Origin of the sequence: Klebsiella sp. MS 92-3, assembly GCF_000195655.1 — a bacterium.
Lineage (GTDB): Bacteria > Pseudomonadota > Gammaproteobacteria > Enterobacterales > Enterobacteriaceae > Klebsiella > Klebsiella pneumoniae.
The window spans coordinates 14,692-20,294 of sequence record NZ_GL882772.1 but is presented as its reverse complement, the minus strand read 5'-3'; the positions used below and the strand labels follow the sequence as shown (position 1 = coordinate 20,294).

The window sequence follows — 5,603 nt, the reverse complement described above, 5'->3', positions numbered from 1 at the left end:
AAACCCCGGCGGCATTTTTTATGCCTCCGGCAAGGCCAGGCCGTGACGCCGCTGCTGGCTGAGTTTACGGTACTGCTGCGGCGGCATGCCCACGTAGCGGGTAAAGGTGCTGTAGAAGCGACTGCTGGAGCGAAAACCGGCGGTAAGGGCAATATCCAGGATGGTCTTGTCGGTATCGCTCAGCAGCGCCCGCACATGATTGATACGCATGGCGGTAATGTACTGCTTCATGGTCTGCTGCATCACCCGCTGAAAGACCCCCATCGCGTAGTTCGGGTTGAGCTTCACGTGCTCGGCAACGGCATTGACGGTCAGCGCCTGGTCGTAGTGGGCAGCGATAAACTCCAGCATCTGGCTGACATAAAACTGCGCGTGGCGCGAGACGCTGTTCTTGTGGGTGCGTGAGGTTTTATTGACCAGAATCGGCTGCCAGCCGGCGAGGCTCAGCCGCTTCAGCATCAGGGCGATTTCATCGATCGCCAGCTGGCGTATCTGTTCATTCTCGTGGCTCAGTTCCTGCTGCCAGCGGCGTACTTCGAAGGCGCTCAACTGCTGCGCGGCGAGGGATTTAATCACCATCCCATGGGTGACGTGGTTGATAAGCTCCCGGTCCAGCGGCCATGAGAGAAACAGATGCATCGGCAGGTTGAATATCGCCATCTGCTGGCAATCGCCGGGGCGGGTCAGCTGATGCGGCGTACAGGCCCAGAACAGAGTGATATAGCCTTTCTCAATGCGCACCACTTCGTTATTAATCAAATACTCGACGTCGCCATCGAACGGCACGTTGACCTCCACCTGGCCGTGCCAGTGACTGGTGGGCATGGCGTGCGGCGGGCGCAGTTCGATATCCATACGCTGATACTCGGAGTAGAGCGCCAGCGGGCTGCGGCTCTGCTTTTCGTCGCTGCTGCACATAAAGGGATCGGGGGGCAGAGAGGTGAAGCGGTGTTCCATCGTTAGCGTATTCCTGAATTGTCAGAGTGGCTGCATTTTTCGCCAGAACTGACGACAGCTTAGCGGAAGAATCGGCCCATTTTCTCTCCTTTTTGCTCAATCTGTTCCCGAAATCTCAGATTTTGTGGCGCTTAATGGCCGATCTGAGCTTTCGGGAATGCTCCGGCGGGAACAGGGCAGCGCAGCGGGGAGCGGCGTGCCACTCTGCAAGTGTTCAATGACCTGATGGAGAGTGCGTGATGTCTGCCCCAAAAATTACTTTTATCGGCGCCGGTTCGACGGTGTTCGTCAAAAATATTCTCGGTGATGTTTTCCAGCGCCCGGCGCTGAAATCGGCGCATATCGCGCTGATGGATATCGATGAAACCCGGCTGGAAGAGTCGCATATCGTGGTGCGCAAGCTGATGGATTCCGTGGGCGCGAACGGCGAAATCAGCTGCCACCGCGACCGGAAAACCGCCCTGCAGGGCGCCGATTTTGTCGTCGTTGCCTTCCAGATTGGCGGCTATGAGCCCTGTACCGTCACCGATTTTGCAGTCTGCAAGCGCCACGGCCTGGAGCAGACCATTGCCGATACGCTGGGGCCGGGAGGCATTATGCGCGCGCTGCGCACCATCCCGCACCTGTGGGCTATCTGCGACGATATGAGCGAGGTCTGCCCGGACGCCACCATGCTTAACTACGTCAACCCGATGGCGATGAACACCTGGGCGATGTATGCCCGCTACCCGCATATCAAGCAGGTGGGTCTGTGCCACTCGGTGCAAGGCACAGCGGAAGAGCTGGCGCGCGACCTCGATCTCGATCCGGCGGATTTACGCTACCGCTGCGCGGGGATTAACCATATGGCGTTCTATCTGTCGCTGGAGAAAAAGCTCGCGGACGGCAGCTACGTCAGTATCTACCCCGACCTGCTACAGGCCTACGCCGACGGACGGGCGCCGAAACCGAACCTGCACGGCAACCCGCGCTGCGAAAACATCGTCCGCTATGAAATGCTCAAAAAGCTGGGCTACTTTGTCACCGAGTCCTCGGAGCATTTCGCGGAATACACGCCATGGTTTATCAAGCCGGGCCGCGATGACCTTCTCGCTCGCTATAAAGTGCCGCTGGATGAATACCCTAAACGCTGCGTCGAGCAACTGGCCAACTGGCATCAGGAGCTGGAGAGCTATAAGCGCGGGGAGCGCATTGAGGTGAAACCCTCCCGCGAATATGCCAGCACCATCATGAACGCCATCTGGACCGGCGAGCCAAGCGTGGTGTACGGCAACGTGCGAAACGATAATCTCATCGACAACCTGCCTCAGGGCTGCTGTGTGGAAGTGGCCTGCCTGGTGGACGCCAACGGCATCCAGCCGACCAAAGTGGGCGCGCTGCCGGCGCATCTGGCGGCGCTGATGCAGACCAATATCAACGTGCAGACGCTGCTCACGGAGGCGATCCTCACCGAAAATCGCGATTACGTCTATTACGCCACGATGATGGATCCGCACACCGCCGCGGTGCTGGGGATCGAAGAGATCTACGCGCTGGTGGACGATCTGATCGCCAGCCACGGCGACTGGCTGCCGGCCTGGCTGCACCGTTAATCCTCTTATGCCGCCGGGGGCAACGAACCCGGCGGTGCCTGTCACGCTCTATCAAACGCTGAAGGAGGCGCTGGCGACAGCGACCTGGACCCTATGAGTATTTCAATGACAACAAAGCTCAGCTACGGATTTGGTGCCTTTGGTAAAGATTTCGCTATCGGTATCGTCTACATGTACCTGATGTATTACTACACCGATATTGTTGGCTTATCGGTCGGGGTGGTTGGCACCTTGTTCCTGGTGGCAAGGATCCTCGATGCGATAGCCGATCCGATTATGGGATGGATCGTTAACTGTACGCGGTCGCGATGGGGAAAGTTCAAACCGTGGATCCTGATCGGCACGATAACCAACTCGGTGGTGCTGTATATGCTGTTCAGCGCCCACCATTTCAGCGGCGGGGCGCTGCTGGCGTGGGTGTGGCTAACCTACCTGCTGTGGGGCTTCACCTACACCATCATGGATGTGCCGTTCTGGTCGTTGGTGCCGACCATTACCCTCGATAAACGCGAACGCGAGCAGCTGGTGCCTTACCCGCGCTTTTTCGCCAGTCTGGCGGGATTTGTCACGGCCGGCGTCACGCTGCCGTTCGTCAACGCCGTCGGCGGCGCCGATCGCGGTTTCGGTTTTCAGATGTTCACTCTGGTGCTGATCGCCTTCTTCGTCGTTTCCACCCTCGTCACCCTGCGCAACGTGCATGAGGTTTACTCCTCCGACAGTGGTGTGAGCGAAGACTCCAGCCACCTCTCACTGCGCCAGATGGTGGCGCTGATCTATAAAAACGATCAGCTGGCCTGCCTGTTAGGCATGGCGCTGGCCTATAACACGGCGGCGAACATTATCGCTGGCTTTGCGATTTACTACTTTACCTACGTGATTGGCAGCGCGGAGATGTTCCCGTATTACATGTCCTACGCCGGGGCGGCGAATTTGCTGACGCTGATCCTGTTCCCACGACTGGTAAAAGGGCTATCGCGGCGCATTCTGTGGGCGGGTGCTTCGATCATGCCGGTGCTGGGCTGCGGCGTGCTGTTGCTGATGGCGCTGGGCGGCGTTTACAACATCGCGCTGATTTCGCTGGCCGGGGTGCTGTTGAATATCGGCACCGCGCTGTTCTGGGTGCTGCAGGTTATTATGGTGGCCGATACCGTCGACTATGGCGAATATACGATGAATATCCGCTGCGAAAGCATCGCCTATTCCGTTCAAACGCTGGTAGTCAAAGCCGGTTCGGCGTTTGCGGCCTGGTTTATCGCTATCGTGCTCGGTATCATCGGTTACGTGCCGAATGTTGTGCAGTCGCCCCACACGCTGCTGGGGATGCAGGCGATTATGATTGCGCTGCCGACGCTCTTTTTTGCTCTGACGCTGTTTCTCTATTTCCGTTATTACAAACTGAATGGCGATATGCTGCGACGGATTCAGATTCACCTGCTGGATAAATATCGCCGGGTACCGGAAAATGACGTCGAGCCGGAACGGCCGATTGTGGTACCCAATCAGGTGTAAAAAGCGTGCGAAAACCGCTGACGAAAGAGGGGAGGGATGCTCTCTTTTTGAGCAAAAAACAGTGTCTTAAAAAGACAGAAAGAGAAAACTGTAGTTCTCTATTTTATCTCAATTATTTCTCTTTTTGAGCGTTCTGGACTGTTTGTTTCTCCGATTATTCTCAAATAAAACTCAGAATTGTCTCTTTTTCGTGCTCTTGCGCTGCTTTTTAACTCTTGCTACTCTTTTTGGGTCTTACATTTTTCTCTTATTTGTCTCAGTGATGGAGCAATGCAATGCGCATTTTTATCGATGATGGTTCAACCAATATCAAAATGCTGTGGGAGCAAGATGGCGAAACTTTCACCCATATCAGCCCCAACAGTTTTAAACGCGGCTGGTCTGCCACCTTCGGTTCGGGGAAGCCTTTTAACTACACGGTGGATGATGAAAAGTACTCATTCGACTTGATCACTCCCGATGCGCTCCCAACCAATAACATTGACTGGCAATACAGCCCGTTGAACTCCATCGCTGTCCATCACGCGCTGCTGACCAGCGGTCTTGAGCCACAGGATGTTGAAATTGTGGTCACCCTGCCGCTGACCGAATTTTATGATGAAGATGCGCAATATCGCCTCGACAATATTGAGCGCAAGAAAAAGAGCCTGCTGCGCGACGTTAAACTGAATAAAGGCGTGGTGTTCAATATCACTAAAGTTACCGTGCGCCCGGAATCGATTCCGGCGGGTATCAGCCTGTGTGATGAGCTGAAACCGTCGCATTCGGTGCTGATTATCGACCTTGGCGGCACCACGCTGGATATTTCAATGGTCGCCGGGCAGATGACCTCGGTTTCGCGCATTTACGGCGACCCGAAGCTGGGCGTATCGCTGGTGACCGACGCCGTTAAGCTGGCGCTGGCCCGGGCGAATACCGACACCTCCAGCTATAACGTCGACCAGATAATCATCAACCGCCACGACGAAGAATACCTGACCGACAACATCAACGATCCGGATGCGGTTTCTGAGGTGAAGAAGGTGATCAATAACAGTATCGAACGTCTGACCACGCGTGTCCTGACGGCCATCGATAGCTTTAAAGGCTATTCGCACGCGATCGTCATTGGCGGCGGCGCGCCGCTGGTTGCCGACGCCATTCGTGAACGGATGGGTCTGCGCGAGGATCGTTTCGTGGTGGCTGAAGAGCCGCAGTTTGCCCTGGTGCGTGGTCTGAAAATTATTGGTTAAGGAGCGTCTATGACTCTGGATCGCAGAAAAGTGCTGATTTACCTGCGCCCGGATATCAGCGCCAGCGAGCGCTTCGCGGACGCAAAAATTGAGGCCCATCACCGTGGCGACCGCGGCGATATGTCGCGTACCGCGCTGCTGGCGGGGCTGGCGTTAGGGGAAGTCGATAGCCGCTTGCCGTCGATGCTGGCGGCGTTGCTGGCGGAAGATACTAAACCGGAAACGCTGCGTAAGATGCTGGCCTCGTTCCTTGAGATCCAGCCGGCCTCTCCCCCCCCCGCCGCCCCCCCCCCCGCCCCCCCCGCCCCCCCCC

Annotated in this window: 6 protein-coding genes; 5 read left to right on the top strand and 1 reads right to left on the bottom strand. The window is 56.5% G+C overall.

Annotation, left to right across the window (positions count from 1 at the left end):
• Window positions 1-18: 18 nt before the first annotated feature.
• On the bottom strand, window positions 19-957 hold the full coding sequence (gene melR / locus HMPREF9538_RS19465; protein WP_002885229.1) for a transcriptional regulator MelR: 939 nt from the start codon (window positions 955-957) through the stop codon (window positions 19-21).
• Window positions 958-1,196: 239 nt separating this feature from the next.
• On the opposite strand from melR, the gene HMPREF9538_RS19470 reads away from it, so the two are divergent.
• From HMPREF9538_RS19470 to HMPREF9538_RS19490, 5 genes are all read left to right on the top strand, one after another.
• On the top strand, window positions 1,197-2,549 hold the full coding sequence (locus HMPREF9538_RS19470) for an alpha-glucosidase/alpha-galactosidase (protein ID WP_004186565.1): 1,353 nt from the start codon (window positions 1,197-1,199) through the stop codon (window positions 2,547-2,549).
• A gap of 93 nt (window positions 2,550-2,642) precedes the next feature.
• Window positions 2,643-4,058, top strand: coding sequence for a melibiose:sodium transporter MelB (melB, locus tag HMPREF9538_RS19475; RefSeq protein WP_004218080.1), 1,416 nt, complete (start codon window positions 2,643-2,645; stop codon window positions 4,056-4,058).
• Between the two features lie 5 nt (window positions 4,059-4,063).
• Window positions 4,064-4,186, top strand: coding sequence for a hypothetical protein (locus HMPREF9538_RS32150; RefSeq protein ID WP_004146677.1), 123 nt, complete (start codon window positions 4,064-4,066; stop codon window positions 4,184-4,186).
• Window positions 4,187-4,333: 147 nt separating this feature from the next.
• Window positions 4,334-5,290 carry a plasmid segregation protein ParM domain-containing protein gene (gene parM, locus HMPREF9538_RS19485; RefSeq protein ID WP_004146678.1) on the top strand — a complete coding sequence of 319 codons (957 nt, stop codon included), beginning with the start codon at window positions 4,334-4,336 and terminating at the stop codon, window positions 5,288-5,290.
• Window positions 5,291-5,299: 9 nt separating this feature from the next.
• A partial coding sequence (locus tag HMPREF9538_RS19490) for a plasmid partitioning/stability family protein (protein WP_009484474.1) occupies window positions 5,300-5,603 on the top strand: 304 nt, incomplete at its 3' end.

Excerpts from the sequence above, each read along its gene's own strand:
- melB (WP_004218080.1), top strand. The coding sequence starts at position 2,643 with ATGAGTATTTCAATGACAACAAAGCTCAGCTACGGATTTGGTGCCTTT.
- HMPREF9538_RS19470 (WP_004186565.1), top strand. The coding sequence starts at position 1,197 with ATGTCTGCCCCAAAAATTACTTTTATCGGCGCCGGTTCGACGGTGTTC.
- parM (WP_004146678.1), top strand. The coding sequence starts at position 4,334 with ATGCGCATTTTTATCGATGATGGTTCAACCAATATCAAAATGCTGTGG.
- melR (WP_002885229.1), bottom strand. The coding sequence starts at position 957 with ATGGAACACCGCTTCACCTCTCTGCCCCCCGATCCCTTTATGTGCAGC.